This is a genomic window from Paraburkholderia sp. GAS206C (assembly GCF_050435645.1).
GTDB classification, from domain to species: Bacteria; Pseudomonadota; Gammaproteobacteria; order Burkholderiales; family Burkholderiaceae; genus Paraburkholderia; species Paraburkholderia phenazinium_B.
The window spans coordinates 1-25,579 of sequence record NZ_JBNDKR010000006.1 but is presented as its reverse complement, the minus strand read 5'-3'; the positions used below and the strand labels follow the sequence as shown (position 1 = coordinate 25,579).

The window sequence follows — 25,579 nt, the reverse complement described above, 5'->3', positions numbered from 1 at the left end:
GACGACGACGTATCTGCCTTCAAGAATGACTTCCCTGCCCTTAGCAATGCGTCGAACTCCCAGCGCGCTGAAATACGACGCTGCCCGGCCCTCCCTCCCGCAACGCTCCCGACTTCAGCCATGCGAGCGCAATCGGCCAGAGGCTGTCTTCAAAGCGGCTGTGAAAAAACGCGAAATGCCCGATCGCCGGCTGCCCGATCTGCCTCGGCCCAATGCGCAGATGCGTGAGCGCACTGCCCGTGAAATAGCGAAGCAGCCTTTCAATTGCGGGCACGGTGCCGAACTCGTCGTCGGTAACGCTAATCGCGAGGATCGGCGCATGCACCGCCGAGAACTGTGCGACAAGCCGCGCGCGTTCTGCCTCGCCGAGGGCGAACGCCCCGCGCCTGAAAGTGTCTTCGAAACGCGCCTTGCTGCAGCTCCACGATAAGGCTACGCCCTTGGGTGTGTCCTCCATCCAGCCGAGACGCCTGGCCGGCACATAGCCGGCGAGTATCGCGAGAACCGGCATGAGTACATGCCAGCGCCACAGCATCGCGAGCTTGCGGCCCGGCGCATAGTCGCGCCAATGCGCGTACTGCGCGCCCATCGTGACGACTCGCCGGATCATCGCGTTCGACGGCGCGAGCCCGACGACAACGCCGCCGACGCTGTGCGCGACGACGTCAACCGGTTGGCCCGGAAATTCGCGCGCCGCGTATTGCAACACCGCCTCGAAATCGAGCTGCCCCCAGTCAAGCCACGACGCGCTAAAGCCGCGCAGCGACCGCGGCCGCGACTCGCCGATGCCGCGGTAGTCGTAGACAATCGCGTCGTAACCGTGGCTGAAGAGGAATGCCGCGAAGCGAAAGTAGTAACGGCAACGCACTGAGGTCGCCGCGTTGACGATCACCACCGGCCGCGCGCTTGCGTTGGATTCGTGCACGACGCTGCAGTCACCAGCATGGCGTTCGCCATGACGCCAGGCGAAGCCGCGAATCGGGCAGCCGTCCGCCGCAACGAGCGCGATTGCCTCAGGTTCGAGTGCGGTGGTTTTCGTGTCCTGCATCGTATCTCCAGATGAGTCGATTCCCGATTGCCCGAATTCGTGTACATCCACATTCCACTTGACTCATGCGCCCGGCTCAACCAACCTTCTCGCATCTTTCGCATGAGGTGCATGCATGCCAGTACCGCTTGTCCAACTCGCGCCGCTCGACCTGATTCGCGGCTTTGTCGCGGTCGGCCGCCGCATGAGCATCACGCTCGCCGCACAGGACCTGTGCCTCACGCAGTCGGCGCTGAGCCGCCAGGTTCGCGCACTCGAGGATTGGCTCGGCTTCGTGCTCTTTCAGCGCGGCTACCGGTCGATTTCCTTCACGCCCGAGGGCGAACGTCTCTTTCGCACCGCCGATGCCGCCGTCCAGCAATTGCAGGAAGTCTTCGAAGTCCTGGGCCACGCTCAGGAGGGGCTGCCCGTGACGATCACGGCCAGCATCGGCGTGACGGGCCTCTGGCTACTGCCGCGGATCAACGGATTCCAACGGCGTTACCCGAATGTCGACCTGCGTATGGCGGCTATCGACAGAAACGTCGATTTGCGCGCCGAAGGGATCGATCTCGGCATCCGCTATTGCCCGGCCACGAATGCGCCTCCGGGCGCCGTGCGCCTCTTCGAGGAGGCCGTCGTGCCCGTCGCGCATCCCTCGCTCGGGCTCGTACGGCTCGACGAGGCCGCGTTGCTGGGGCCTCAGGCGCTGCTCGAATTCGAGGGGCCACGCAGGCCGCTCCTGCGGTGGTCCGATCAGCTCGCCGCAATGGGACTCGCCCACGCGCAGCCGGTCAGAATGCTCCGCTTTAACCAGTATGACCAGGTCATCGCTGCGGCGCTTGCCGGCCAGGGCATCGCGCTGGGCCGCATCGCGCTGATCGAGTCGCTCCTCGCCGACGGACGGCTCGTCGCGCTTGCCGAGGGCGCCGCCGTGCGCACAAGTACGTACGGTTATTGGCTCTATCAGGCTGAGACACAGCCGCGTCAGGACGTGCTCGATGTCGTCGAGTGGATCCGGTCGGAGGCCCGCGCCGTAGAGGCAGTGGTCAACGAGGCGCTGGCGGCGCAGGCCGGCGTATAGCGCTCCCTCTCGCATGCATGGCATGCATGCGAACGCGTCCAAAACATTGATTGAAGCGCGCCGCGCGCCGACATTTAATGCCCAGCATGGTGTGCGGACGCGTGACATCCGCAAACGTCACGTGGGGCCGCGCCGTGCGGCGCCGGCAGCGAAGGCGCGATGAGCAGCAAGCGCGCCACCCACACTACGCGGAGGAGCGGCAGTGAGCGGACAACAGGACATCTGGCGAAACCGCTGGCAACCAGTGATTGCCGGCGGCGTTGTAATGGGCGCCGCTTTGGGCGTGCGGCACGTGCAGGGGCTCTTCCTGACACCGGTCACGATCGACCACGGCTGGTCGCGCGAAACGTTCGGTCTGGCGCTAGCGCTGCAGAATCTGCTCTGGGGCATCGCGCAGCCGTTCGCGGGGATGATCGCCGACCGCTTCGGTTCCGCCCGGGTGATACTCGCCGGCATGCTTGTCTATGCGCTCGGCCTCCTCGTCATGGCGTATGCAGGTACTCCTGGCATCTATACGCTCGGCACCGGCGTGCTGGTCGGCGTCGGACTCTCGGGCTCCGCATTCGGCGCTGTGTACGGCGCGCTCTCGCGGATCTTTCCCGCCGGGCATCGCAGTTGGGCACTCGGCGTCACAGGCGCGATCGGCGGCCTTGGCCAGTTCTGCACCGTGCCGTTCGTGCAAAACCTGATGAGCGGCATAGGCTGGGTTTCGACGCTCGTCGTGCTGGCCACGGTGATGGTCCTGCTCGCGCCGCTCTCGGCCTGGTTGCGCGATCGCCCCGTGCGCCATGTCCCCGGCGAGGCATCCGCGCAATCGATGGGCGCGGCGATTCGCGAAGCGCTCTCGCATCGAGGGTTCTGGCTGTTGAACTTCGGCTTTCTGGCATGCGGCTTCCAGCTGGCATTCATCGCCGCGCACATGCCGGCGTATCTGCTGGACAAAGGCCTGAGCGCACGCAATGCAAGCGCAGCGCTAGCCCTGATCGCGCTTGCCAACGTGATCGGCACGTACGTGTGCGGATATGTCGGCGACTTCATGCGCCGGAAGTACGTGCTCTCGGCGATCTACTTCATCCGGTCCGCGGCGATGGCGGCGTTCTTTTTCGCGCCCCTCACGCCGGCAAGCGTCTACGCATTCTCGTTCGTGATGGGCCTGATCTGGCTCGGCACGGTGCCGCTGACAAACAGCCTCGTATCGCAGGTCTTCGGAGTGCGTTATATCGCAACGCTGTTCGGCTTTGTGTTCTTCGGACATCAGTTGGGGAGCTTTCTCGGTGTCTGGCTCGGCGGCATCGTGTACGACGCGACCCACGCCTACGATCTGCTTTGGTATGGCGCGATCACGCTTGGCGTCGTCGCGGGCCTCTTGCACTTGCCAATCAACGATGAACGAGTCGATCGTCTCGCCAGGCCGCTTGCGCAGCCGGTGCAAGAAGCATGGGAGGCCTAAGGATCATCACGAGAGCTTTGATGAACTCGCCGAAGCCTCTTCGGAAGGCTCTGATCGCAAGCGTGGCCGCACTCCTTGGGCTGGCGATCGTGGCAGTGTGCTTCGTGGGCTACCTTACGCCCGCCGCGCTCTTCTCGCTTCTAACAGGAAGCGCGTTTTGCGGATGAGGTGATAGACGCCAACCGGCGTTCGGCAGTGGTCAACGCCAAGACTGCGGGCGACCCGTCGGGCCGCGAACTACCCGAAAACACGTCCCCATGCTGTCCGAATGCGTCGCGCACGGTCTTCGAAGAGATATGAAGCGACGAGTGTCAGCAGACCTGAAATCACTCCCGTCATGATGTGTTCGAGGTAGGGAATACGATAATGACTCATGTGTGAGTAGACGTCGCCTAACATGGTCAGGACTCCCACGATCAGCGCATTGCCATACCGATTCGTGTAAAGCTTCGCAGCAGGTGTGAACGTGAGCAGCACAGCGAGAAGACCCGTGAGCAGACCGGTGTGGAATGCAATCGTCCAGTGGCCAAGGCTCATGACGTTGCCCCAACTCCCCGGCATGCAGGTCATACATGCGCTGGTAGGTTGCCAGAAACGCTGGATAAACAGCTTGGCGCGGCGCGTCCACTCGCTTGACATGATGTGTCCCTGCGTATGTGTGAGAACCCCGAGGGCATTTCTCAGGAGATTAGACCGTTCTGTATGCGCTCAGCGCTCAGTTATGTTACGCGGCTCCTGACACAAACTGGCGACGCGCCCTTGTCGCTGAAAACCCATTGCCTCGTATATTTCGCCCGCGTGGTAAGCCTCATCTGCAACAATAACAAACTGGTGCGAACGTCCAGCGGTGCGCCTGATAACCTCGGCCATCAGGGACTTGCAGACATTCCGGTTTCGATGCTGAGGCGCGGTGATCACTGACTGAAAACGCGCGATCCCGTCCAGAAAGAACAAGCCCAGACTTCCGACCTGTTCGTCACCAATAAAAGCTCCCCACCAGTTTCCCAGACCGCGGTCGATCAGCGTTTTGTAGGCCGTCTGTTGATGCGCCATGTAACGTTGCGAAGTGATCTCCTCGGGATTGGGCATGTCGGCGAGTTGCATTCGGGACCAATCGTCCCAATCCTGCTGGACGGCAAACGGGCGCACTTCAACCAGCGCGCTTGTCGCGACCGGACGCAGGTCATCAGGATGCGCCGCCAGCACACGACAGACCGTCGCGTCATAGCCTTGCTCGATGAATGCGTCGAGGGTGACGACGCTGTCGACGCTCTCCGGCCACGTAAACGTGCGGTGTGCAATCGAAGGCGGTTTGCCGACGAGGTGGGCAAAGTCATGCTCCAACCGTTTCAGGTCACTTCCCACGGGTTGCTGCGGCAAGACGAGCATATTGCCGAAAAAGTATTCGGGTGCATGGGGGGTGCGGACGACGATGTAGTCATCCCGCGACTCGACGATCCCGGTTTCTGCGTGCAGCAACAGATCGGTAGCGAGACCCAGGTTGTCGGGGAAATGGCGCATTTCAAGTATCGTTAGTAATGAGCATCGTTCGGTCTTTTTGCTTTTATGCGCGTTGACTTTCGGTCAAGGCGGATCGCAACCGGCCGGATGCGTCATAGGCCCCGGCCTCTGGTTGCGATTGTCTGCGATCCACTTCCCCGTGTCGACTGGCCGAATCTGGGCCGACCTAGACCACGTTGATCACGACGTCGATGTTGCCGCGTGTGGCCTTGGAGTATGGGCACATCTGGTGTGCCGCGTTCGCCAATGCTTCGGCAACTTCGCGCTCAACGCCCGGCAGGCTGACGTTCAGACGAGCCTGCAAGGAGTAAGCGTCGTCAGTTACACACAGGTCCACCTCTGCATCGACGGCGGTGTCTGCCGGCAGCGCAATCTTCATGCTGGCAGCTGCGCGTCGCATCGCGCCGATGAAACAGGCAGACCAGCCTGCCGCAAACAGCTGTTCCGGATTCGTGCCGGTGCCGGATGAACCGGGCGCCGATAGTTTGACGTCGAGCCGGCCGTCGGAACTGCGGGACGCTCCGTCCCGGCCACCGGCGGTATGGGTTTTTCCTGTGTAAAGCACTTTCTTGAGCTGAGTCATGATGGTTTATTTCCTCGGTTTACGTTTGGATCTACGGCGGTGCGTGAGTCCGTCATCCGGCGTTGATGCATTAAGCCCCGGCGACGTATCTGGCTTGTGTCGGAAAACGGGCCGATTGCAACGACGTGTATCACCGTGGCGACCAGATACATTACGATACGAATCAAGCGTTTTGAGCAGGAAAGGAAAGCGAATCGCGGGCAGGTCCGCGAAGACCCGCGGAATAAAAGACGCTGGCGGCTCGCGAAGGGTATACAGTGGGGAGACGGCTGGCTGCGTCTCGCGGCCGCGTGCTCAGGGATCCATCATGCCAGTACAGACCAAATCAGCTTCTACAATCACCAGCGGTTCGAGTGCGTACACTCTCGAGCGCAGGACGCACGCCCTTGTCCTCGAAACAGCGGATGCACTGCGCGCAGAACAGAGACGCGTCAGTTTTGCTTCAATTGATTCGAATGCCAGTAAATGGCGTTACTCAGTTGCAAGCGTAAAGGGCTGATCGTGGCACTTGAATTCCCCAATCCCAGCCGGAGCTACGATGCCGCGAGGCATTGTGTGTGTTTCTGGGGATACGACAATTCGCGCGAAATCACCTTCCTGGTGGATGACGCGGTGATCAGGAATTTGCAGCCGGGTGCGGGCTCCGACGAGCGGTCGATACTCGGGGCGTTCGACCAGTTTCGGGAAAAGCTTCTGGAGATCGCCCGGAAGCGGTACGTCAGCGGTCCGCAGAACCGGTATTCGATTTCTTGAGTGGCGGCCTCTTCGACCTGACGTCGAATACGGCGCGCAGATAGCTCGCGGTACGACTGTCCTCGGCGAGCGCCACTGTCTCAGGCTCGCCGCTCACAACGATCCGGCCACCCTCCTCTCCAGCCCCTGGACCCACATCGAGGATCCAGTCGCTTTGCGCCGCGACGCGCATGTCGTGCTCGACCAGCACCACGGTATTGCCAGCATCCACAAGGCCATGCAGATGCACCATCAGACGATCGGTGTCGACAGGATGTAGACCCGTAGTCGGCTCGTCGAGGATGTACAGCGTATCGCCACGTTGCGCACGCTGCAGCTCGGTCGCAAGCTTGATGCGTTGCGCCTCGCCTCCGGATAGTTCGGTGGCCGGCTGTCCCAGCCGCAGGTAGCCCAGGCCGATGTCGCGAAGCACGGTCAGCGAGCGCATCACCTGCGCTTCGTCGACGAAGAAGTCGCATGCGGTGTCCACGGTCATCGCCAGCACTTCAGCGATGTTGCGATCGCGCCAGCGGATCTCGAGCGTCTGCGGGTTGTAGCGGCTGCCATGGCACGTCGAACAAGGCGCGTAGACGCTTGGCAAGAACAGCAGCTCGACCATCACGAAGCCTTCGCCCTCGCACGTCGGGCAGCGTCCTTGAGCGACGTTGAACGAGAACCGGCCGGCGCTGTAGCGACGCTTGCGTGCAGCGGGAGTCGCGGCAAACAGCTTGCGCACGGTGTCGAACAGGCCACAATAGGTCGCGAGATTCGAGCGCGGCGTACGGCCAATCGGCTTCTGGTCGACGCGCACGAGGCGCTTGATCCTGTCCATGCCGGCTGTGATCCGGCCGTCGGTCGTGACAGGCGGGGCCGCAAAGAGCGGATCGACTTCGTCGTCTTCGGCAAGATCGGGTACGCGTCCGAGATGTTCCGCCACGAGTTCCGTCAGCGCCTGGCTCACCAGGCTGGACTTGCCGGATCCCGAGATGCCCGTCACCGCGGTCATGCAACCCAGTGGAAAATCCGCCGCAAGCTTGTGCAGATTGTTGCGCGTCACGCCTTCGAGCCGCAGCCAGCCGCGGGGCTCGCGGCGCGGACGGGGCGCGGCCTCGCTCCACTGAGCGTCTGACTCGCCCTGCGCAAACAGGTAGCGGCGTGTGCGCGAGCTTTCGACATCCGCAAGGCCTGCGGGTGGTCCGCTGTAGATCACACGTCCGCCTGCCTCGCCGGCATCCGGGCCTACGTCGACGAGCCAGTCGGCGCGCTGCATCACGCTAATGTCGTGCTCGACCACGAACAGCGAATTGCCCGCGTCCTTCAGGCGCTGCAATGCTTCCAGCAACGCATCGCCATCCGCGGGATGCAGTCCGGCAGACGGCTCGTCGAGCACGTAGACAACGCCGAACAGCTGCGACGACAGCTGTGTGGCGAGCCGCAGCCGCTGCAGCTCCCCGGAGGACAGAGTCGGCGTCGCGCGGTCCAGCGCAAGATAGCCGAGGCCGAGGTCGATCAGGGTTTTCAGACGTTCGAGCAGTTCGATCGCGAGCCGCTGCGCGGCCACGCGCTTCTCGTCGGACAGGTTGGGCGTACGGCGCACGTCAGGGGCAGCCTGGTGAGCCTGTCCGCCGGCCGCGACACGGCGCGCGACCGCTTCGCGCCGGCTGGCCTTGTCCATAACTTCGCCATCAGCGGACGTGCTGGAAGACGGCCACTGGCCGCGCGAGACGGGTTCGAGCAAGGCAGCCAGCCGTGCGATGGGTAGCTGCGAGAGCTCGCCGATATCCATACCGGCGAACGTCACCGAGAGCGCTTCCGCCTTCAGCCGCTTGCCGTGGCACGACGGGCATTCACTGCCGAGCATGAACTGTGACACGCGTTTCTTCATCAACGCGCTCTGCGTATTGGCGAAGGTATGCAACACGTACCGGCGCGCGCCGGTGAACGTGCCCTGATAGCTGGGCTCTGCCTTGCGTCTGAGGGCGGCGCGTGTCTCCTTCGGCGTGAAGCCCGCGTAGACCGGCACCGTGGGCTGTTCGTCGGTAAACAGAATCCAGTCGCGGTCTTTCTTCGGCAGATCGCGCCACGGCGTGTCGACGTCGTAACCGAGCGTGACAAGGATGTCGCGCAGATTCTGGCCGTGCCATGCGGGCGGCCATGCGGCGATCGCGCGCTCGCGGATCGTCAGCGAATCGTCGGGGACCAGCGAGCGCTCGGTCACGCTATAGACGCGGCCGAGCCCGTGGCAAGTCGGGCAGGCGCCCTGTACCGTGTTCGGCGAGAAGTCCTCCGCATACAGCATTGGCTGCTTGGGCGGATAGCTGCCGGTTCGCGAATACATCATGCGGACGAGGCTCGACAACGTCGTCACGCTACCCACCGACGAACGCGCGCTCGGCGTGCCGCGCTGCTGCTGCAAGGCGACCGCGGGCGGCAAGCCTTCGATCGCATCGACGTCGGGTGCGCCGACCTGCTCGATCAGCCGCCGCGCGTATGGCGCGACCGACTCGAAATAACGCCGCTGCGCTTCCGCGTACAGCGTGCCGAACGCAAGCGACGACTTGCCGGAACCGGACACGCCGGTGAACACCACCAACGCATCGCGGGGAATGTCGACGTCGACGTTCTTCAGGTTGTGCTCCCGCGCGCCGCGAACCTGGACGAAGCCGCGCGGCACAAAAGTGGACGGCTCGGCAAGATCAACCGAATGCTGGGGAGTGGAGGACCGTGAGGGCTTGGCCATGGCGACAGGGATAGGTTCGGGGTGACGGTCTTGAATGCGGTCGCAAGCGACGTGCCGCTGGGTTCGCCGTACGAGGCGATCATGACTTCGGTATCGCGTGCCAAGAAAAATCTGCACAAGCTTCATTCTAGCCAAACCGGCCATGGGCGGTTCCCTCGGTCAATGAGCCAACGACGGCTTTCCGGATCGTGGTCCGATACATCAAGCGGAACACCGTGCCATACTTCCCGAACATATGGCCCATATTTCCTGTTGACGATGACCACCTCTTCCACGTCCATCGGTTTTAACCACAATACGCTCGAGCGCCGCTCCGAAAGACGCGACGATCACGCCTTCATCGAAGCGCTACGCAACAACCCGGCTACGCGATTTCTTGTCTTCGACGGAGACGCTCCCTTGCTCAAGCGAGGCACCGAGCATGACCCGTGGTACATCGCGAGTGAAACGGTGGCCTTCGGCGAGCCGCTTCACAGCGTGTTTCTCGGCGAGGAAAGCGACGGCAGCGGACGCTTTGCGCTCGGCTTCACGCTCAACCGCGCCGCGGACGATCCGTCGGGAGACACGCTCCACGAGCGCATCGAGCTTCGCTCTATCGCGCTGCAGGGTCTTGTCGGCACTGCGACGCTGGGAATGCTCGGGCAGGCGAAGTCGATGCTCGACTGGCAGCGCCGCCACTCCTACTGCGCAAACTGCGGCTCGCCGAGCCGCATCGCGGCGGCCGGCTGGCAACGCATCTGCGATGTTTGCGGCGCACGCCACTTCCCGCGGGTGGACCCGGTCGTGATCATGCTCGTCATTGACGGTGAACGATGCTTACTTGGGCGTCAGCGCCATTTCGCCCCGGGGATGTATTCGGCGCTTGCCGGGTTCGTCGAACCGGGGGAAACCACGGAAGACGCCGTGCGGCGCGAAGTCATGGAGGAGGCTCGCGTGAGGTGCGCACAGGTTGTCTATTTCGCGTCACAGCCGTGGCCATTCCCTTCGTCGCTGATGATCGGCTGCTTTGCGCAGGCGAGCGATACCGAGATCGTGGTCGATACAGAGGAACTCGAAGACGCCCGCTGGTTTTCGCGCTCAGAGGTCGCGGCGATGCTCGCGGGTACGAGCGCGAGCGGGCTGTCGGCGCCGAAGCCGTTCGCTATTGCCCATCATCTGCTGCAGGCGTATGCGGATAAGGGTGCTGCGGTGTTGGGCGGTTGCGGGTAACCGTATCATCCGATGAGCTCAACACTCAGGAGGGGTAACAACGTGCCACTGTCCGAACTCCGGGTCAAACAGTCCGACCCCGTCACAAGTTGAGTTGTCGGCCACAACCATGATCGGGTCCCGAAACAGGCTGCCGTCGAGTTGCGCGGCGGCCATGACGTGATACGCCTGCCCTGGCTGCGCGAAGCGCGCGGCCTCGTGAACGAGAACCCACGCTGGCGGTGAAACGAAAAACGGCATCGCGTCCGGGTGCCGTGATTTTCTCTCAATCATTCGTTCACGCTTCGCGGGTTGGTCCGCCATCCTCGCGGGACATCACGATCCATGTGACCGGTCCTTCGATACGGTCGCGACCAATGCCTTCGGGGAACACGTCGCCCTCCTTGAACATGCGCTCCTGCACGAACGCGCCCGGCGATTCGAGTACACCCCAGCGGCCTGCGTGCGGGCAGTGTTCGCCGGTTCGACGCGAGATGTGTGGTTTCGGCGTGTCGGCGCCCCGGGCTGCGGCCTGCTGCTGGCGCGCAAAATCCACAAGATCCTTTGGATACACTAGATTGTCGCGATAGCTGCTGTCGTCAATGTCCCACAGCACTGTCACCAGCGCGGCTTCCAGACACCAGTAACCGAAGTACAGGCCGTCCGTATGCGCGCCGTGCCAGTAGGTCGGTGTCATGCCCTTGTACCAACTCTCGACAAATTCCTTGACGAAAGCGGCACGCTCTTCGGGCGGCGAAACTGTCGCGCGAGCAAGCGGGCGATAGGGTTCTGGATGGAGCAACACGCGCGGTGTTTCGAGGCGCGTACCTGTAAGCATCATGACCACGTTCTCAAACAGGCCATCACGCCCCCGGTTGAACTCGCGGGTTTTGTCCACCCAGCGCATCACCGTCGGAACCAATTCCAAGTGGTCTAGTAGCCTGCAAAGTGCTAGCAGCCAGAGAACATAAACGTAAGCGTCAAACTGGGTAATTTCCAGCGTATCAGCAACGTTCTCGGGCGGGTTCTTGCTGCGAGGCGATACCTCATTGACAATATAGACATCGAAACGCCGGATGACTTCTGGGAACTGCAACTTCAGTTCTTCGATGGGACTACCCGCGGTGTAGTTGAGAAGAAGAAGTTGAAGGCTATCGGACGCGATCGACCAGCGATGACTTGACTCGGCTCCTGGAGCCTTGACCTTTTCGGACGAAAGCGATTCATACGAAAGCTCAATACCGTATTCAAATCCTCGCTTGGCTTGAAGAAATTCCTTTTCGCCGAGAAATTTTTGCCGCCGACTTTTATTGAAATCCACGTTCCGAACTCCTAGAAAGTATTCTCGGCAGGCTGTGACGGAGCCGGTTTCAACGCATTTTCCAGCTGCATTCCAGATGCCACTATGTCAATCAGTACAAACAGCTTGGAAGAGGACCCTGTTGCGCCGGGTAGGCAGATAAAAATCCAGCGGGCATAACGAGAAGTTTGAATAGCCTTTAGCTTTTTGACCTTTTCATCTACGGTCATACCGCCGGCCCGTACGCTTCGATCAAGTGCCTTGGGAATCCGTTCTTCAGTCCACGGTTCACTCATCTGCGTGCCATCGCACGTTTCCCCGAGACGACGCTTCGCCTCCTTATTGATACCGTCGGTATCGTCAGGATCGAAACCTTTCGATATGTGCTTGGCCTCAAACACCACGAACAGCGGATACGCTACCGGACTTGTCGCCTCCGGGTTGAGCGCCTTGTACTTGAGTGTCGGCGGCTTCATCGTGTCGAGAATGAACACGAGCTTGCCCCCTGGCGGCGGCTCGCTCACGATCTGCGGCATAGGGTTCGGTGCGCTCATGTCCCATTGCTTCTCGAACAGACCGTCGAGACCTCGACCCCTTGGCGGATCGACAAGCCGCTTGTAGCCTAGCGACTTCTCCATCAGGGTATAGCCATCGTTCTCGCACTTCGCGCCGTTCTTTTGGTTGTTCTCAATCTGCAGCTTGCATTCGTTGGTCAAGGTATCGGCTTTGACTTCAGTCTTGACCTCCGGAGCGGGAATCGCAATTTGCTTCTTGCGGGCATATCCCGCCTGCCATTTCCGCAAATCCTCATCTTCGGTGTAGTGCTCAAAGGCATTGGATGGCATCACCACGATAGCAATCGTGAACAGCACCATCCCTCCGAGTCGAAGCAAGTACGGCGCGAGACGACTACCGACAGCCTCGCCAATGCTCTCGCCGACGGTGGGCGCCTCGACCGGCGGCACGACCCTCAGCGACGGCGGTGGTTTCGGAAAGAATGGATCATTCGCCGGGACGTCGGTGATCGGCGCATCGGGCGCGGGAAGTGCCTGCGCCAGCATGACCGTGCCCCCGAGCGCCGCTGCCTGCAGCTTCCGATCTTCCTCCTTCAGCACGCCCACCCATGCCTTGGCTTCGGCCTGTGCTTTCTTCCCGCCTCCCGACCAGTCGAACGATTCGACGTAACGTTTCGCATTGCCGTATGCCTGGCTGTGCATGAACGCTCGCACATCCAGCCAGTTTCCACCGTCATTCACAATGCCAAGGAACGTGCGCGCGGTTCCGTAGCTCGGCATGAATCCCGAGAAGAAGAAAGCGAGCTGGTCAGAAGCCAACGAACGCTCGCCGCCACTGAGTATCCACGACAGGAAATCGCGCACCAGATACAGGAAGTCGTCATCGTCGTGAAATCCCTTCACACGTGAGAGCCACTGTCCGGCAATCGCCAGCGCGGACTGCTGCTGGCGAATCACGTCGATGGGATAAAACATGGCGAGAAACCGTTCGATTTCCGCCACGGACATACGTACTGCGTCCTTCAGGTCTGGCTTGACCTGGGTGATGGGCAATACCCTTGCGATCATGAAAGGAACTTCCTCACGAGGTTGATACCGGATTGCGCATCGGCGGCTACGCCGCAAACGGTGTTGGGGTGCGTCGGCTCGCCCGTCCACTGCCGTGCGTCCTCGCTCAACTCGACAGTCCCCTTACCGGGCGGTACGCCATCGAGGCGCGCAAAGCCCTTGTCATCGAGCGTGCCGGACAGTGTGGTGCCATTGCGCAGATGCAACTTGTAGGGCGCATTCCTGACCGGCTCAAGGTCCTCATAGTGATGACTGATTTCGAAGAAGTGCGGCAGATCGCCCACCTTGCCGGACGGCAAAACCGGGAGGTCCGGTCCCTGTGATGCCTTGCCCTGTTTCTGGATCGTAATGGTCTTGAAGAACAGGTCGAACGGACCGCCAAGCGTGACGCTGCCGTCCTTCATGTGGATGAAGGCGCCGCCGCATTCGAGGATGATTTCCTTGGCAGCTGCAAGATTGACCTTGCCGTTGACACTGGCCAGATTAACGTCCTTGTCGGAAATGAACGACATCGGGCCGCCTTGCGCCTGAATATCAACGGGGCCTTTCACGGCGAAAATCTTGATGCCAAGTTTCTGCGCGAATAGCGAAATCTTCTCGCCTGCCGCTACCGTCCAGCGTCTCAGCACACTCCAGTCAGCGTTCTTGCCGGCCACAGCGTTGATGTTTTCCCGCGCCGAGAACTGGACGCCGCCACCAGCGACGAGTGCCGCCGATGCAGGCGTGCTCATCAGCAGGCCCGGCTTCTTCAGGCCGTCCAGGTCGTTTTTCATCTGCTGCTGGGCGTCTGTGTCTGCTGGCTCGGCCTTCGCGCTCGCGGCCGAAGCGGCCAGCGCCTTCGCGATCACCAGCGCACTCTCAAGCTGCGCGATGGTTTCCTGCATGTCCAGTTGCTGGCCGGTCGCGCCAGGGCGGTCATAGGTCGTGACCATCATTCCCTTGCCCGCGCGGTTCACGCCGTAACCCGAAGTGCGAAGCTCATAGCCTTCGCCCCTGTATTCCAGCTTGTTATTGACCAGGTAGCCGAGATTCAGTTGCGACTTGCCCGAATGCTCTGTGCTCAGCTTGGCACCTTCCTGGCCCGACCAGTCTTCGAAACGCAGCTTGTTATTCTTCTGCGTGCGGATCATGTTGCGCGAGAGCCAGCGCCGGTCGCTCGTCACCAGGTCGCGCGCCTGGCTATGGTGATGGAAGGCGCTGATTTCGGGCTTATCCGGATCGCCATCACGGCAGGTAATCACCGCTTCGGCATCGTCAAGCGCGGGGAAGTGCATGCCGGTTCGCCCCTTGCCCGCGAACGGTTTTGCCAGGCGCAGCGGTACGCTCTCGCCGCCATTGGGCCACGTCTCGAAGTCTGAATCGAAACGAACGATATAGCGCCCGTCTGCGTTGATGTACGAATAGGTGTAGCTGTCCGGACTGCAAATTCGCCCCGACAGGGTGCCGCTCACTTTGGTCCACGTCTGCGGCTTCAGTTCGAGCCTGAAGCGCCGGTCGGCGGGAATCGCCCTGAAGGTGTTGGAATAAGCCTTGTCACGCGCGCCGCTGTGCGTAATTTCGATGATGACCATGCCCTTTGGCGCATCGACCAGGACAGCATCGGTTTCCAGCACGCGGCCGCACTGCAACGCAAGCACGTTGCTCTCGCCTTCGTAGACAACCTGGCGGGCGATGGCCGCTTCGTGGCGAAGTTGTGCCTCCCACTGCGCGCCCGCCTGGTCAAGATGGTGCGTGCCATAGACATAGGCCTGGCCATAGGTCGTGTCGTCCTGCGGCGCGATGTTGGCTTCGTCCCTGAAGCGCTCCCAAGCCGCATCCGGGTTGTAGTCCGCGACCATGAACGACCTCGGCACTGTCGAGGTATGCGTACTGATCGACATGACCGCCTCGATGCCGCCCGCTTCAAGTCCGGCCGCCTCGCGGTACGGCACGACCAATTGCGGGTCGTAGATATAGTGGTCAATGTCGTCGCCATAGACCGTCTGGTCGCCGTATTCCCTTTCGACGATATAGCTGTAGATACCCGCCTTTTCCATCAGCATATGGGCGTAGGCCGCGTCCGACATTCCGTACTGCATGCGGAACGCGTGCTGGGGATACTGCCTGCGCAAGCGAAACGACATCTGCTCGGGCCGCATGCCTTGGCCCTGCGCGATGGCCTTCAGGATGTCCGGCGTCGTGCCGTGCTGGAAAATCCTGTTACGCGTGACGGCCTCAAGCCGCGCGATATGCGACCTGAGCACGATTTCGTACGCGACGAAATCCTTCGTGGTTTGCAACGTCGAAAAGCGTGCGATGAACCCGGAGAACCTGCGTATGGTCCCGTCGTCTGTCTCGATTGAAAACGACGCGTCGCGGTTCAGGTAGTCAGCACGCGCAAGCTGCAACGGGTGGGTCAACATGACACGCACCTCATTGGGTGCGCCCATTTTTTCGGTCGCGGTGAACGACACGACCGACAGCGCCACCGCGCTATCTGTGCCAGGCACGGCGAGGTGATACGCCTGTCTGCCTGGTATGGCTTGCAGCGCGTCTTGCAGGTCCGCCATAGGCTGCCCTCCTCGATGATTGTTTTTAGAGGCGCGGCCTGCGGTGCATCAGGACTGCTTAGATTGGTAGGCCGCGATGCGAGGCCAGTTCAACCCCTGAAGGTTTTTACCGCGCAATCCGTCCCGATTCTACGAGTCGGAGGCACAGAATTTGTCATTTGTTGTCAAGGCAAAATCACTAAGCGCTGTCCAACAGCGGACGAGCCTGGATGGCCAATCTTGAGTGGGCTTTGGGCGGTCTCGCAAGAATCGTCTGCTCACCACCGCTTGCTCGTTACGGCCTCCCTCGTCGCGCACCGGACATAGCCGGATTCTGGAGGAGAGTGACGAATGAGAGACGGGCGTCAAACGCCGAGCGGCATCATTGGCCAGCCGCGAAACACTGCCCGATGATGGGCTATGTGATGGGCCAAAAAAGACAAAAACCCTGTAAGCCATTGAACTTACAGGGTTTTGATGTTCCATTCTGGCGGAGAGACGGGGATTCGAACCCCGGATAGGTTATTAACCTATACACGCTTTCCAGGCGTGCGACTTAAACCGCTCATCCATCTCTCCGGCGGGAGCCGAATTATAGCAAAATCCGGAGCCCGCGCCACCCCTGTCCTGAAACGGACCTCGAACACCGCTCAAACGCCCGCCAGAGGCCGATCCAGCCGCCTTACGGATGCCGGATATAGTCCACCAGCGCCCGCGTATAAGCGTCCGGTTTCCGATCCACGAGACTCACCAGAATCGCCACCAGAAACCCCGCCGGCACGCCAAACACGCCCGAGCTGATCGGCTCGATCCCAAACCACCGCGCCCCGACGAACCCCGTCATCTGCGTGAAAAACGGATATGTCGAGACGATGTAGTAGATGCACACCACCAGCCCCGCCACCATCCCCGCCACCGCCCCAAGCCGGGTCGTACGCTTCCAGAACACCCCAAGCACCAGCACCGGAAACAGGCTTGACGCCGCCAGCGAAAACGCCGCCCCCACCAGAAACAGAATATTCCCCGTATTCAGCGACGCCACGTACGACGCAAACAGCGCCACCCCCAGCAGCAAAATCTTCGAGATCGTCACGCGCCGCTGGCTCGACGCCGCCGGATCGACCATGTGATAGTAGACATCGTGCGAGAGCGCATTCGCAATCGTCAGCAACAGTCCATCCGCCGTCGAAAGCGCGGCCGCCAGCGCCCCCGCCGCGATCAAGCCCGACATCACATACGGCAGCCCCGCAATCTCCGGCGCCGCCAGCACCACCATATCCGGCTGCATCTGGATCTCGCTCCACTGCACGAGGCCATCGTGATTCGTATCGGCGACGCTGATCAGGTTCGGCTCGATCCTCAGCCACTGCGTCAACCACTGCGGCAAATCCGCAAACGAATGATTCACGAGATTCGCGAGGATCTCGTACTTGATCAGCACCGATAGCACCGGCACGGTCAGATAAAACAGCGCGACAAAGAACAGCGTCCAGCCAACCGAGCGCCGCGCCGAGGCCACGGACGTGGTCGTGTTATAGCGCGTCAGGATATGCGGCAAGCTCGCCGTCCCCAGCGACAGACACAGCAGCAGCGACAAAAAATTGCGCTCATGCGTCTGCCGGTCTTCGGCGCTGATCGCCGGAAACGGCTCGGCCATCGGCACCGGCGACGACGCGCGCATCAGCAACGCCTCACGCTGTTGCGTCCACACGATCCTCGCCGCGTCAGCGTCGCGCGGGAACAGTTCAAGCGCCCGCTCGCCGGTGTTGATGTCGCGCAACGGACCGTTATGCCGGCGCAAGTCAGCCACCTGCTGCGTCAGTTGCTGCTTCGCGTCCGTGAACGATTGCGGTAGCCTGTCGATCCGCGTCTGCAACTGCGCCGCCTGCATCCGGTAGTTCTCGCGTACGTTCTGGTCCAGCGGCGAGTCGCGCACCTGGCGCTCCAGAATCTCGACACGCGACATGAGTCGTCCGTAGTTAAATTGCGGCACCCAGCCGAGGCCATCCTTATGCGCGATCATCGATACAGGAATCAGGATCGCAAAGATCAGGATGACGTACTGTGCCACCTGGGTCCACGTCACCGCGCGCATGCCGCCGAGGAACGAGCACACCAGAATGCCCGCCAGTCCGCAGAAAATCCCCACCGCAAAATCGACGCCGATAAAGCGCGTCGCAATCAGTCCCACGCCCTGGATCTGTGCCACCAGATAGACGAACGAGCACAGGATCGCGGATAGCGCAGCGAGTCCGCGCACTGCGTTGCTCGAGAAGCGCGTGCCGAGAAAGTCGGGAATCGTGTAGCGCGCCAGCTTGCGAACATACGGCGCGAGCAGGAACGCGGTCAGGCAATAGCCGCCGGTCCAGCCCATCAGATACGCGAGACCGTCGTAGCCAGTCGCGTAGATCGAACCCGCGAGACCGATGAACGACGCCGCCGACAACCAGTCCGCCGCCGTCGCCATACCGTTGAAAGCGGACGGCACGCGCCGTCCCGCGACGTAGTACTCCACCAGATCGGAGGTGCGCGACAGCAGACCGATGACTGCATACACAGCGATCGGCACGAACAGGAACACATAGCCGATCCACACGCCCGGCCCCGTCACGTTCTCGATGCGCCACATCACGTAGATGAAGGCCAGAAACCCTAGCGTGTAGAACGCGTACGAGCGGATGAGCCGATGCGTGAGCGTCATCGGCTCAGTTTCCTCGCGCTGTGGCGGGACTGGCCGGCGTCGTGCCAGGGTCGACGTTTGCGTCCGCATCGAACGCGCGTTGCAGCGTACGATCGGCGCGCTGCATCAGCACGATATAGACGACGATCAACGCCACGTAGATCAGGATCGCCCCTTGAGCGCCGACGTAAAACGGCAGGCTGAAACCGGCGAAACGGACCTTCGACAATGCAGGCGCCGCCAGCGGCACCACGAACGAAACGAGAAAGCCGAGGGCCATCAATACGCCGATCGACAGCAGGTTGAAACGCCAGTAGCGTCGATGCGCGCGCGCCATCGCCTCCGAGACCGGAGGCGGTTCGGGCGGTGGATGAAGCGCGGATTGAGAGGGGGGATGCGGCGCGGCCATGCGCCTATGTATCAAAAAGGAACCGCGCAGGCAATCGGGGTTGTCCGCGCGGTGTCCTCAGAAGCTCACACTACACTCACAGCGACTCGCCAAGCTGATCGAGAATCGCCGGGTTCTCCAGCGTCGATACGTCCTGCGTAATCTCCTCACCCTTGGCCAGCGAGCGCAGCAGGCGGCGCATGATCTTGCCCGAGCGCGTCTTCGGCAGGTTGTCGCCGAAGCGGATGTCCTTCGGCTTGGCGATCGGTCCAATCTCCTTGCCGACCCACGCACGCAGTTCGTTGGCAATCTTCACCGCTTCCTCGCCTTCCGGACGCGAGCGCTTCAGCACCACGAAGGCGCACACGGCTTCGCCGGTCGTATCGTCCGGACGCCCCACCACCGCCGCTTCCGCGACGATCGGATTGGACACCAGCGCCGACTCGATCTCCATCGTGCCGAGCCGGTGGCCCGACACGTTGAGGACATCGTCGATACGGCCCATGATCGTGAAGTAGCCGGTTTCCTTGTCGCGCACTGCGCCGTCACCGGCGAGGTACAGCTTGCCGCCGAGCTCTTCCGGGAAATAGCTCTTCTTGTAGCGCTCCGGGTCGCCCCACACGTTACGCAGCATGGAAGGCCACGGACGTTTGACCACCAGAATCCCGCCCTGCCCGTTCGGCACATCCTGGCCGGTCTCGTCGACCACCGCCGCCATGATGCCCGGCAGCGGCAGCGTGCACGAACCCGGCACCAGCGGCGTCGCGCCCGGCAACGGCGTGATCATGTGACCGCCCGTCTCCGTCTGCCACCATGTATCGACGATCGGGCAACGGCCGCCGCCGACGTTCTCGTGGTACCACATCCACGCTTCCGGATTGATCGGCTCGCCGACCGTGCCGATCACGCGCAGCGACGACAGGTCGTAGCTCTTCGGATGCACCTTCGCATCGGCTTCAGCGTATTTGATCAGCGAACGGATCGCGGTAGGCGCCGTATAGAACAGCGAGACCTTGTGCTTCGCGATCATGTTCCAGAAGCGTCCCGCATTCGGATACGTCGGCACGCCTTCGAACACCACCTGGGTGCCGCCGAGCGCCAGCGGACCATATGCGATGTAGCTGTGGCCGGTGATCCAGCCGATGTCCGCGGTACACCAGAACACATCCGTGGGCTTCCAGTCGAAGGTCCACTTCAGCGTCTGCGTGGCCCACAGCAGGTAGCCACCGGTGCTGTGCTGCACGCCCTTCGGCTTGCCGGTCGAACCCGAGGTGTAGAGGATAAAGAGCGGATGCTCGGCGCTGACCCACTCCGGCGCGCATTGGTCGGACTCGGCCTCGGTCAGTTCATGCATCCACAGGTCGCGGCCTTCGTTCCAGGCAATCTTGCCGCCGGTGCGTTTGTAAACGATCACGCTCTTGACCGCTTCGCAGCCGCCCATCGCAAGCGCTTCATCGGCGATATTCTTCAGCGGCAATGCCTTGCCGCCGCGCATCTGTTCGTCAGACGTAACCAGCGCCACGGCGCCTACGTCGACGAGACGCTCATTGAGCGACTTCGACGAGAAGCCGCCGAACACCACCGAGTGCGTCGCGCCGATCCGCGCGCAAGCCTGCATGGCGACGATGCCTTCGATCGACATCGGCATATAGATCACCACGCGGTCGCCCTTCTTCACGCCGCGCTTTTTCAGCGCATTGGCGAAGCGGCTCACACGCTGCAGCAGGTCCTGATAGGTGACGTTGGTAACCGTGCCGTCGTCGGCCTCGAAGACGATCGCGACGCGCTCGCCGTTACCGGCTTCGACGTGGCGGTCCAGGCTGTTATACGACGCGTTCAGTTCGCCGTCCTCGAACCACGTATAGAACGGCGCTTTCGACTCGTCGAGCACCTTGGTGAAGGGCTTGTTCCAGCTCAACGTCTCTTTCGCGAGACGCCCCCAGAAGCCTTCGTAATCGCGTTCCGCTTCGGCGGCGAGCGCCCGGTACGCGTCCATGCCGGAGATCGTCGCGCCCGCCATGGCTTCGGCGGAGGGTGGAAAAACGCGGCGTTCCTGAAGAACCGATTCAATCGCAGACATCGACTACCCCTTGGTGAAGATAAAACGAAAATCCTGTGCTGACGCGCCGGTGACGCGTCATGTCATGGTGGCGCCGCATAGCCTTTGCCCGCGACACCTGTCTCCAACCCTCGCGCGGACCCTTCACTGTCCGCGCAGCCGAACGGCGAAACCGCGTGCGGCACTGCAATATGCCGCAGTCTGAAGATCGACCCGTTCATCGCTCAAGATAAACGTTGCAACTTACCGGCCACTTACGCAAGCCTCATACAGCGGGATGCTACCCGCTTAAGCCTTGATATGGTGCCGTTGTGGGCTCGCCACCTGACGCGGCCCAAACCCCGGAAGCAAACGCCAGACCTTGGCGCTTATGTTTCAGAGGCACTTCTTCGGCCACGCCACCCGGAGGCCCGCTGGACGAGCGCCGGGCGCTTCGTACGCGCCCCTTTTACAATGCTAACTGAACTCCCCGTTCCAGTTCCACCTTGAAGCCAGACCTGCGCGTTTGCAGGACTCCACCAGGTAAACCCGGGTGTCGCTGTACAATAGCGCGCCTGCCGTGAGCTTGTTCGCCTGCTTTTCCGCGAGCGTCTCCGTGGGTTTGTCCGCGGTTTTGTGCGAAATGCCATGCCATTTCGCGCCGCCCACATTCATCGCCCTGAGCCACGATCCTTGCCCATGTCCGCTCCGCGCCCCGACTCCGCTGGTAAAACGCGCCGCCCAATGCGCCCGCTGCCCGCCATCATCTTCATGAGCCGCTGGCTGCAGGTGCCGCTTTACCTCGGTCTGATCATTGCGCAAGGCGTCTACGTCGTCCTGTTCATCAAGGAAGTCTGGCATCTGGTCACGGCCTCGATGACGCTCGACGAAACCAACGTCATGCTGGTCGTCCTCAGCCTGATCGACGTGGTGATGATCTCGAACCTGCTGATCATGGTGATCATCGGCGGGTATGAAACCTTCGTGTCGCGCCTCGGCGTAGAGGGTCATCCGGATGAGCCCGAGTGGCTCGATCACGTGAACGCCGGCGTGCTGAAAGTGAAGCTCTCCATGGCGCTGATCAGCATTTCGTCGATCCACCTTCTGAAGACCTTTATCAGCCCGGACCAGAATACGACGCACACCATCATGTGGCAGGTGATCATTCACCTGGCGTTCCTGTTGTCCGCGGTAGTGATGGCCTTCGTCGACCGTCTGACCACGCATACGCACCCGGCGCATTTTTACGAGCCGCAGCGCGAGCAACCAGTTTCCCCTCCCCTGAAGGCGCAAGACTGATCGCGCCGCCCTTGCGATCCGTATAACAAGCGCCATTGTCCCCACAGAGCTAGCCATGACCGTCATCAAACAGGAAGATCTGATCCAGAGCATTGCTGATTCGCTTCAGTACATCAGCTACTACCACCCGCTCGATTACATCCAGGCCCTCGGCCGCGCCTACGAGCTCGAAGAGAGCCCCGCCGCGAAGGATGCGATTGCGCAGATCCTCACCAACAGCCGCATGTGCGCCGAAGGCAAGCGTCCGATCTGCCAGGACACCGGCATCGTCACGGTGTTCGTGAAGGTCGGGATGGATGTGCGTTGGGACGGTGCGACGATGGGCGTCACCGACATGATCAACGAAGGCGTGCGCCGCGGTTATCTGAATCCGGACAACGTGCTGCGCGCGTCGATCGTGAGCCCGCCGGAAGGTGCGCGCAAGAACACCAAGGACAACACACCGGCCGTGATCCACTACGAGATCGTGCCGGGCGACAAGGTCGACGTGCAGGTCGCGGCCAAGGGCGGCGGCTCGGAGAACAAGTCGAAGTTTGCGATGCTGAACCCGTCGGATTCGATCGTCGACTGGATCATCAAGACCGTGCCGACGATGGGCGCCGGCTGGTGTCCGCCGGGCATGCTCGGCATCGGCATCGGTGGCACGGCTGAAAAGGCGATGCTGATGGCGAAGGAATCGCTGATGGATCCGATCGACATCCAGGACGTCATCGCGCGTGGTCCGAAAGACTGGATCGAAGAGCTGCGTGTTGAACTGCATGAGAAGGTCAACGCACTGGGGATCGGCGCACAAGGTCTCGGCGGTCTCGCCACCGTGCTCGACGTCAAGATCATGGCTGCGCCCACGCACGCTGCGAGCAAGCCGATCGCGATCATCCCGAACTGCGCGGCCACCCGTCATGCACACTTCACACTGGATGGCTCGGGCGTCGCGAAGCTCGAAGCGCCGTCGCTCGACGCATGGCCGAAGGTGCAATGGGAACCGGACACGCAAAAGAGCAAGCGCGTCGATCTGAACACGCTCACGCCGGCCGAAGTCGCTTCGTGGACGCCGGGCCAGACACTCTTGCTGTCGGGCAAGATGTTGACGGGTCGCGACGCTGCGCACAAGCGCATCGCCGACATGCTCGCCAAGGGCGAAAAGCTGCCGGTGGACTTCACCAATCGCGTGATCTATTACGTCGGTCCGGTCGATCCGGTGCGCGACGAAGCGGTCGGCCCGGCGGGTCCCACTACTTCCACGCGGATGGACAAGTTCACCGAGACGATGTTGTCGCAAACAGGTCTCATTTCGATGATCGGCAAGGCCGAACGCGGTCCGGTTGCAATCGAATCCATCAAGAAGCACAAGGCGGCGTATCTGATGGCGGTAGGTGGTGCTGCGTACCTCGTGTCGAAGGCGATCCGCAGCGCCAAGGTGCTCGCGTTCGAAGACCTGGGCATGGAAGCCATCTACGAATTCGACGTGCAGGATATGCCGGTCACGGTAGCGGTCGATTCGAACGGCACGTCGGTACATCAGACCGGCCCGAAGGAATGGCAAGCAAAGATCGGTAAGATTCCGGTCGCAACGGTTTAAAGCTCGCTGCAACGGCCGCCAATCTGGTAACGCAAAGCCGGGGCTCACGGTCCCGGCTTTTTCATTGAGCAGACCACAGCAACATCACCAGCCCGTGACTCGCAACGGGTAAGCATCAAAAAATGCTTCGCTCCTTGGCTTTTTTGGGTCGGGCGTTTATTGTTGTTGAAAAATCGTATTTCAGAGCCCCACAAGGAAAAAATCATGCAAGGCGACAAGAAGGTTATCGAATATCTGAACTCGCAGTTGAAGAATGAACTCACTGCGATCAACCAGTACTTCCTGCACGCCCGGATGTACAAGCATTGGGGCCTCGATAAGCTCGGCAAGCATGAATACGATGAATCGATCGGCGAAATGAAGCATGCCGACTGGCTGATCGAACGCATTTTCATGCTGGACGGTCTGCCGAATCTGCAAGACCTGCACAAGCTGCTGATCGGCGAGGAAACCAAAGAGATTCTCGAATGCGACCTGAAGCTCGAACAGATTTCGCAGAGCACCTGCAAGGAAGCGATTGTGTATTGCGAATCAGTACGCGATTTCATCTCGCGTGAAATCTTCGTGAAGATTCTCGACGACACTGAAGAACATATTGACTGGCTGGAAACGCAACTGGATCTGATCGACAAGGTTGGCATCCAGAATTACCAGCAAAGCGGCATGGGCTCGATCGAGTCCTAAGCCATGCAGCCCGCGTACTCTGCGATGGACGACGCGAGCTCGATTGTTCGCCTTTTCCTGTGCCCCTCTCTGTCCTCTCTGCTGCCGTGACCGCGCCCATGCACACTGCTTCGTCAGACGCAGGCCTTATTGCGCCCACCTCGTCTTCATCATCTTCCAGCGCTTCCCTGGAGCAGACCGTCAGCGAGGCTCATGCCTCAGGCAAGACGCAGGATCACGCACCTCATGCTCCGATAGGCGTGTTCGACTCGGGTCTGGGTGGTCTGTCCGTGTTGCGCGCGCTGCGCACGCAATTGCCTGACGAAGCGGTCATCTATGTGGCTGATTCGCTGTACGCGCCTTACGGTGAACGCGACGACGATTTCATCGCCGACCGCACACTCGCGATCGGGGAATGGCTCGTCAAGCAGGGCGCGAAAGTGCTGGTGGTGGCGTGCAACACCGCGACGGCTCAATCCATTGCGCTGGTGCGCGAGCGCTTGCCGATTCCGCTGATCGGCGTCGAGCCGGGTATCAAACCGGCGGCCCTGCAGTCGAAATCCCGCGTGGCCGGCGTGCTCGCCACTCAGGTCACGCTGCGTAGCGCCCGCTTTCAGACGCTGCTGGAACGCTATGCCGCGGACTGCCGGTTTCTCTGCCAGCCTGGTCATGGACTGGTACAGGCCATCGAACGCTGCGATATCGGCTCAGCTGAGTTGCGCGCGCTGCTCGACAGCTACCTGCAACCGATGCTCGACGCCGGCGCCGACACGCTGGTGCTCGGCTGCACGCACTATCCGTTTCTGGATGCGGCGATCCGCGATATCGTCGGTGAGCGCATGACGCTGATCGATACCAGCGTTGCTATTGCCCGGCAGGTGGAGCGCATTCTCGATCAGCACGGCCTGCGTGCCGCGCCGGGCTCGGCAGTTGATCTGCCCCGGTTTTGCTCGACCAGTGACGGTGCGCATCTGCAACAACTCGCCGCCACACTGTTGCACGTCGACGCCCCGGTAGAGCGCGTCGTAATTCCGTCGCGGCGCACACTCGCGGCTGACTCCGAGGCTGCTTAAGGGGCGGGGGGGGGCGGGCCCCCCCCGGCCCCCCCCCCCCCCCCCCCCCCCCCCCCCCCCCCCCCCCCCCCCCCCCAAAAAAAAAGGGATAAAACAAAAAAAAGGGGGGTGTTTTTAAAAAAT

Annotated in this window: 19 protein-coding genes and 1 tRNA gene; 8 read left to right on the top strand and 12 right to left on the bottom strand. The window is 61.5% G+C overall.

Annotated features, from left to right (window positions below):
* Window positions 1–40 precede the first annotated feature (40 nt).
* Window positions 41–1,048 carry an alpha/beta hydrolase family protein gene (locus tag P3T20_RS17480; protein WP_074265232.1) on the bottom strand — a complete coding sequence of 336 codons (1,008 nt, stop codon included), beginning with the start codon at window positions 1,046–1,048 and terminating at the stop codon, window positions 41–43.
* Between the two features lie 115 nt (window positions 1,049–1,163).
* Between P3T20_RS17480 and P3T20_RS17475 the strand changes: the two genes are divergently transcribed.
* Entirely contained in the window at window positions 1,164–2,111 is a 948-nt protein-coding gene (locus tag P3T20_RS17475) for a LysR substrate-binding domain-containing protein (RefSeq protein WP_074265233.1), read from the top strand.
* Between the two features lie 202 nt (window positions 2,112–2,313).
* Window positions 2,314–3,561 (top strand): MFS transporter, encoded by a 1,248-nt coding sequence (locus tag P3T20_RS17470; protein WP_074265234.1) that lies wholly within the window; start codon window positions 2,314–2,316, stop codon window positions 3,559–3,561.
* A 237-nt stretch (window positions 3,562–3,798) separates the two neighbouring features.
* On the opposite strand, the gene P3T20_RS17465 is transcribed toward P3T20_RS17470, so the two are convergent.
* The 3 genes from P3T20_RS17465 to P3T20_RS17455 form a co-directional block, all read right to left on the bottom strand.
* A complete protein-coding gene (locus P3T20_RS17465) occupies window positions 3,799–4,200 on the bottom strand; it encodes a hypothetical protein (protein ID WP_074265235.1) in 402 nt (133 codons plus the stop codon).
* A 69-nt stretch (window positions 4,201–4,269) separates the two neighbouring features.
* Window positions 4,270–5,082: a GNAT family N-acetyltransferase gene (locus P3T20_RS17460; protein WP_074265236.1), complete on the bottom strand. Its 813-nt coding sequence runs from the start codon at window positions 5,080–5,082 to the stop codon at window positions 4,270–4,272.
* A 166-nt stretch (window positions 5,083–5,248) separates the two neighbouring features.
* Window positions 5,249–5,665: an organic hydroperoxide resistance protein gene (locus P3T20_RS17455; RefSeq protein ID WP_074265237.1), complete on the bottom strand. Its 417-nt coding sequence runs from the start codon at window positions 5,663–5,665 to the stop codon at window positions 5,249–5,251.
* A gap of 465 nt (window positions 5,666–6,130) precedes the next feature.
* Between P3T20_RS17455 and P3T20_RS17450 the strand changes: the two genes are divergently transcribed.
* Complete coding sequence (locus P3T20_RS17450) at window positions 6,131–6,418, top strand: DUF1488 domain-containing protein (protein ID WP_074265238.1); 288 nt, start codon at window positions 6,131–6,133, stop codon at window positions 6,416–6,418.
* Here P3T20_RS17450 and P3T20_RS17445 read toward each other — a convergent pair.
* Window positions 6,384–9,137, bottom strand: a complete 2,754-nt coding sequence (locus tag P3T20_RS17445; RefSeq protein WP_083611445.1) for an excinuclease ABC subunit UvrA — start codon at window positions 9,135–9,137, stop codon at window positions 6,384–6,386. The genes P3T20_RS17450 and P3T20_RS17445 overlap by 35 nt on opposite strands.
* Before the next feature lie 258 nt (window positions 9,138–9,395).
* On the opposite strand from P3T20_RS17445, the gene nudC reads away from it, so the two are divergent.
* Window positions 9,396–10,346 (top strand): NAD(+) diphosphatase, encoded by a 951-nt coding sequence (gene nudC / locus P3T20_RS17440; protein WP_074265240.1) that lies wholly within the window; start codon window positions 9,396–9,398, stop codon window positions 10,344–10,346.
* 277 nt (window positions 10,347–10,623) lie between these two features.
* Here nudC and P3T20_RS17435 read toward each other — a convergent pair whose 3' ends face one another.
* The 7 genes from P3T20_RS17435 to acs all read right to left on the bottom strand — a co-directional run bounded on the left by P3T20_RS17435 (window position 10,624) and on the right by acs (window position 20,884).
* Complete coding sequence (locus tag P3T20_RS17435; RefSeq protein ID WP_083611446.1) at window positions 10,624–11,646, bottom strand: PoNe immunity protein domain-containing protein; 1,023 nt, start codon at window positions 11,644–11,646, stop codon at window positions 10,624–10,626.
* A gap of 11 nt (window positions 11,647–11,657) precedes the next feature.
* A complete protein-coding gene (locus P3T20_RS17430; protein WP_074265242.1) occupies window positions 11,658–13,208 on the bottom strand; it encodes a hypothetical protein in 1,551 nt (516 codons plus the stop codon).
* Entirely contained in the window at window positions 13,205–15,757 is a 2,553-nt protein-coding gene (locus tag P3T20_RS17425; RefSeq protein ID WP_429287468.1) for a type VI secretion system Vgr family protein, read from the bottom strand. The genes P3T20_RS17430 and P3T20_RS17425 overlap by 4 nt, the downstream gene beginning before the upstream one ends.
* A 467-nt stretch (window positions 15,758–16,224) precedes the next feature.
* Window positions 16,225–16,315, bottom strand: a tRNA-Ser gene (locus P3T20_RS17420).
* A 103-nt stretch (window positions 16,316–16,418) separates the two neighbouring features.
* Entirely contained in the window at window positions 16,419–18,437 is a 2,019-nt protein-coding gene (locus P3T20_RS17415) for a sodium:solute symporter family protein (RefSeq protein WP_429287467.1), read from the bottom strand.
* Between the two features lie 4 nt (window positions 18,438–18,441).
* Window positions 18,442–18,825: a DUF4212 domain-containing protein gene (locus P3T20_RS17410; RefSeq protein WP_429287466.1), complete on the bottom strand. Its 384-nt coding sequence runs from the start codon at window positions 18,823–18,825 to the stop codon at window positions 18,442–18,444.
* 76 nt (window positions 18,826–18,901) lie between these two features.
* The gene (gene acs, locus P3T20_RS17405; protein WP_074265250.1) at window positions 18,902–20,884 is read right to left on the bottom strand and encodes an acetate--CoA ligase; all 1,983 of its coding nucleotides are present in this window, start codon (window positions 20,882–20,884) and stop codon (window positions 18,902–18,904) included.
* 702 nt (window positions 20,885–21,586) lie between these two features.
* On the opposite strand from acs, the gene P3T20_RS17400 reads away from it, so the two are divergent.
* From P3T20_RS17400 to murI, 4 genes are all read left to right on the top strand, one after another.
* Entirely contained in the window at window positions 21,587–22,141 is a 555-nt protein-coding gene (locus tag P3T20_RS17400; RefSeq protein ID WP_429287465.1) for a TIGR00645 family protein, read from the top strand.
* A 55-nt stretch (window positions 22,142–22,196) separates the two neighbouring features.
* A complete protein-coding gene (locus P3T20_RS17395) occupies window positions 22,197–23,720 on the top strand; it encodes a fumarate hydratase (RefSeq protein ID WP_429287464.1) in 1,524 nt (507 codons plus the stop codon).
* A 204-nt stretch (window positions 23,721–23,924) separates the two neighbouring features.
* The gene (bfr, locus tag P3T20_RS17390) at window positions 23,925–24,404 is read left to right on the top strand and encodes a bacterioferritin (protein WP_074265254.1); all 480 of its coding nucleotides are present in this window, start codon (window positions 23,925–23,927) and stop codon (window positions 24,402–24,404) included.
* Between the two features lie 98 nt (window positions 24,405–24,502).
* Window positions 24,503–25,456, top strand: coding sequence for a glutamate racemase (gene murI, locus P3T20_RS17385; protein ID WP_083611447.1), 954 nt, complete (start codon window positions 24,503–24,505; stop codon window positions 25,454–25,456).
* Window positions 25,457–25,579 lie beyond the last annotated feature (123 nt).